Annotated in this window: 4 protein-coding genes; all 4 read right to left on the bottom strand. The window is 30.6% G+C overall.

The window, feature by feature from the left end:
• Positions 1–131: 131 nt before the first annotated feature.
• The 4 genes from IRZ80_RS20625 to IRZ80_RS20610 all read right to left on the bottom strand — a co-directional run bounded on the left by IRZ80_RS20625 (position 132) and on the right by IRZ80_RS20610 (position 3618).
• Complete coding sequence (locus IRZ80_RS20625) at positions 132–515, bottom strand: hypothetical protein (RefSeq protein WP_194644228.1); 384 nt, start codon at positions 513–515, stop codon at positions 132–134.
• A gap of 1111 nt (positions 516–1626) precedes the next feature.
• Positions 1627–2325, bottom strand: coding sequence for a hypothetical protein (locus IRZ80_RS20620; RefSeq protein ID WP_194644226.1), 699 nt, complete (start codon positions 2323–2325; stop codon positions 1627–1629).
• A 163-nt stretch (positions 2326–2488) separates the two neighbouring features.
• Positions 2489–2986 carry an SMI1/KNR4 family protein gene (locus IRZ80_RS20615; RefSeq protein ID WP_194644224.1) on the bottom strand — a complete coding sequence of 166 codons (498 nt, stop codon included), beginning with the start codon at positions 2984–2986 and terminating at the stop codon, positions 2489–2491.
• 149 nt (positions 2987–3135) lie between these two features.
• Positions 3136–3618, bottom strand: coding sequence for a cbb3-type cytochrome c oxidase subunit I (locus IRZ80_RS20610; RefSeq protein ID WP_194644222.1), 483 nt, complete (start codon positions 3616–3618; stop codon positions 3136–3138).
• Positions 3619–3648: the final 30 nt, after the last annotated feature.

The raw sequence follows: 3648 nt of genomic DNA, 5'->3' as shown, positions 1-3648 counted from the left end.
CCCCTTGCTACAAGAGGTTTGGGGTTAAATTAAGCCTTATTTTCGGATTTGCCTAATCTTCCCTGAAACAAGACCATTTTTAAATTAAGCCAAATGCCCAAATCTATTGTAGCAAGTGTTACCTGCTGGCTTTATATTCGTTTATATTCTGCGCCTCTTCTAATTTTATTTTTCTTCCAGTCATAAAAGTAAATGATTTTATTGTCACTTATTTTGTAACGACCAATTTCAAAATTTTGATTGTTTGGCTTAAATAAATAAAATGCTCCTTCTTTTTTATAAGTCCCTTCGGTTTTTACACAATCAAAATCTCTATATATTTTTTTTTGAGATTTATTATCAAGTCTATAATTCTTATGAACATAAGTAGAATCAGAAATTAAAATTATTTCCTGGACAGCATATTTTTTCTTAATTTCAAAAGTTTTACTTTCAACTTTATATACTCGACTTACATTTTGAGCATTTAAATTTAAGATTATTAGAAGTAAAAATGTTGTGAAAAAGTTTTTCATTATTTGTAAGGTGCTTTAAGCTTGCAGGTAACGTTCCCTTGCTACAAGAGGTTTGGGGTTAAATTAAGCCTTATTTTCGGATTTGCCAAAACTTCCCAAGTACAAGACCATTTTTAAATTAAGCCAATTGCCCAAATCTCTTGTAGCAAGTGTTACTGGAGGCTTGTTTTTGACCGAAATTATGAATTTAACCGCTGACTTTTCACGCTTCTGTTGGCAGGTTCCATTTTTAAGTTTCTGTATTTCGGTTCGTAATTTTCGGCGTATTATTTTTAAATTTCTGTTTCTATTTTTCACGTTTCTGTTAGCAAATTCAACTTTCACGCTTCAGCTTTTCACATTCCAATTTTCACATTCCAATTTTCACGTTTCTACTTTTCGGTTTGCAATTTTAAGCGCAACGTTTTTCGGTTTTCTGCTTTTTCAAATTCCAATTTTCACGCTTCTGCTTTTTAAATTTTATTGCGGAATCAAAATGCGTATTTTCTAATTGTTTTCTTCTGCGTAATTTCGGCACAAGTCTCCAGTAACGTGTTGCTACTACAGCGGGTTTGGGATTAAATTAAGCCTTATTTTCGGATTTGCCAAATCATCCAAACACAAAACCATTTTTCCATTAAGCCAATTGCCCAAATCCGTTGTAGTAGCGGTTATGTGTGGTCGCGACACGAACGGAAAGCACGTCAGAAACTCGATTTCGATTATCTATTCCAATTGCACAAAGCTTTTCCGCCTTCCGATTGTCGATTCCAATTATTTTCATAGTTTCAATTTTTAAAGTCGTTTATTAATCCTCAAAATAAATCGACAAAAAATATTCCGCTTCGATTATCAAAAAAAGTGATTAACATTTGCTTTTCCACAACAATTAAAAAACGATTTGCGCTTCAATTTTCAGCTTGCTCGGTTTCTGTCTCAATTAATCATTTTCGTCTCTAAAATTCCTGATTAAAATTGTCTGCTTCTCGTTCACGGAGCGATCACACATAACGTCCCCTTGCTACAAGAGGTTTGGGATTAAATTAAGCCTTATTTTCGGATTTGCCAAAACTTCCCTGCTACAAGACCATTTTTAAATTGAGCCAATTGCCCAAATCTCTTGTAGCAAGTGTTAGCGGTTGTATTTTCTTGTTAGGTTGTCTTCTTCCGAATCAGTTTTTATAATAATTTCATTCTTCGTCACTGCGTCAATTACGATACAGTTTCTTAATCCACCAGTGTGAGTACATTCTAAATTATCAAAATCGGTTATTATTTTTTCTTTATTATTTTTGATATCAAGCAAAATTAATTTTTCATTTTTCTCGTGTTCATTTTTTATATAAAGTAACACTTTTTCAATTTCATTTTGGTCAACTAAAACACCAGTAGTTATTACTTTTCCATTTTCCTTTTCAATAAGTTGTATTTCGTGAGGATTTCCAGAACCAAATGATTGAACAAATAGAAAAGTCTCTCCAAAATCAGCACCAATATAGCCCAAGTTTTTATGCAACATTGGAAAGCTTGTTTCGCTAATTTGTTTTATATCTTTTTTTCCTTTTACTAAAGTTAAACTCTGTAAAGTTTCATTTTCAATTGTGTCTTTATAAACTCGATAAGATAAATGAAAACCATTTTTTAGTATTGTATCAAAATCATAAGGCTCAATTTCTAATTTTTTAGGTTCCTCAATTCTAGGTGTTTGTTTTAGGCTTATGCTTTTAGCGATAGGACTTTTATTATTAGAAAAATTTATGACCTCTGATTTCTTTTTTGCACAAGAAATTAGAATTGAAAATAGTAATAATGTAAAGGTCTTTTTTCTCATTTTTTTCTAATATATAACCGCTAACGTTCCCTTGCTACAAGAGGTTTGGGGTTAAATTAAGCCTTATTTTCGGATTTGCCAAAACATCCCAAATACAAGACCATTTTCCAATTAAGCCAATTGCCTAAATCTCTTGTAGCAAGTGTTGGCAGATAGCCCATTTTTATTTTTCTGTTCCATCATAATTATATTCTTCAAGAGTCCATTCAATCATTACTTCGTTAATCCATTCAGCAAAATCTATATTACAAGTTTCAACTTCAGTGATATTTTCGTAATTGCAATCGTGTTGCCAAAATACAATAGGACATATTTCATTTTCAATTCTCAATAAATCTAAGCAATAATGATTTCCATAACCGTCAGGTGAAAATGGAAGAAAATATTTTGGCATCGGATTTCCTACTTCGTTATGTTCAAAATCATATATTTTGTCAAGGGAATTTTCTCCAAACTCTTTTCCAATTCCATAAATTTCAGTTGCGCTTAAAGAAAATCCATTATGTTTTTTAAGTAAGTATTTAAAATCTTTCGGTAGTTTATATCCGAGATTATTTTCGAAATCTTCAATTCGATTGTCTGTTATCGAAGTTTCTAAATTCAAAAGTGAATTAGAGAATTTTATCAACTCATTATAAATATTTAGAATTCTATTTTCCATTCAGAATTTTTCTTATGGGTTTCTGCCAACGTCCCCTTGCTATAAGAGGTTTGGGATTAAATTAAGCCTTATTTTCGGATCTGCCAAAATTCCCAAATACAAGACTATTTTCAAATTAAGCCAATTGCCCCAATCTCTTGTAGCAAGTGTTAGGAGATGGCCTTTTTCTCTTTCTTAAAAATTCCTATTACTAAATTTATAATATAAATTGGTTGTCCAATTAATAATATCAATATCGTTAGAACAACAAGTGTTTGGTTAATTAACTGATAATTGTCAAATAGGGGAAAAGGAGTATTTAAAAAAGCTTTACTATATCCAATTACTAACCAATAAACTAAAAAACTTCCATTAAGAATTACAGAATGAATTATCGTCAATACATTTATTAGTTTTCTTTTCATAGCTTTTTGCACAACCCAATATCCAAGTCCTATCAGATAGTAAGTTAAACTCAAAAAAAGAGCAAAATAAAAATGTGCAATTACAAAATATGTGTCATGGATATTTATATCAAAAGTTGTATCTTCATTCTTAGTCTGAATTAATCCGATGACTAATATTATTAAAGCAACTAACCAAAATAAATTATATGTTTTAATTTTTCTTAAATTCATGAAAATTTTACTCATTTTTTTCATTGTTACGCACGGCTATTTCCT

Source organism: Flavobacterium sp. HJJ, assembly GCF_015351475.1.
Taxonomy (GTDB): domain Bacteria; phylum Bacteroidota; class Bacteroidia; order Flavobacteriales; family Flavobacteriaceae; genus Flavobacterium; species Flavobacterium marginilacus.
The sequence above is the reverse complement of the archived record's forward strand: the minus strand, read 5'-3'. Positions and strand labels throughout refer to the sequence as shown.

Bases quoted from the DNA above. Each gene is read 5' to 3' on its own strand.
- IRZ80_RS20625 (WP_194644228.1), bottom strand. From the start codon at position 515: ATGAAAAACTTTTTCACAACATTTTTACTTCTAATAATCTTAAATTTA.
- IRZ80_RS20620 (WP_194644226.1), bottom strand. From the start codon at position 2,325: ATGAGAAAAAAGACCTTTACATTATTACTATTTTCAATTCTAATTTCT.
- IRZ80_RS20615 (WP_194644224.1), bottom strand. From the start codon at position 2,986: ATGGAAAATAGAATTCTAAATATTTATAATGAGTTGATAAAATTCTCT.
- IRZ80_RS20610 (WP_194644222.1), bottom strand. From the start codon at position 3,618: ATGAGTAAAATTTTCATGAATTTAAGAAAAATTAAAACATATAATTTA.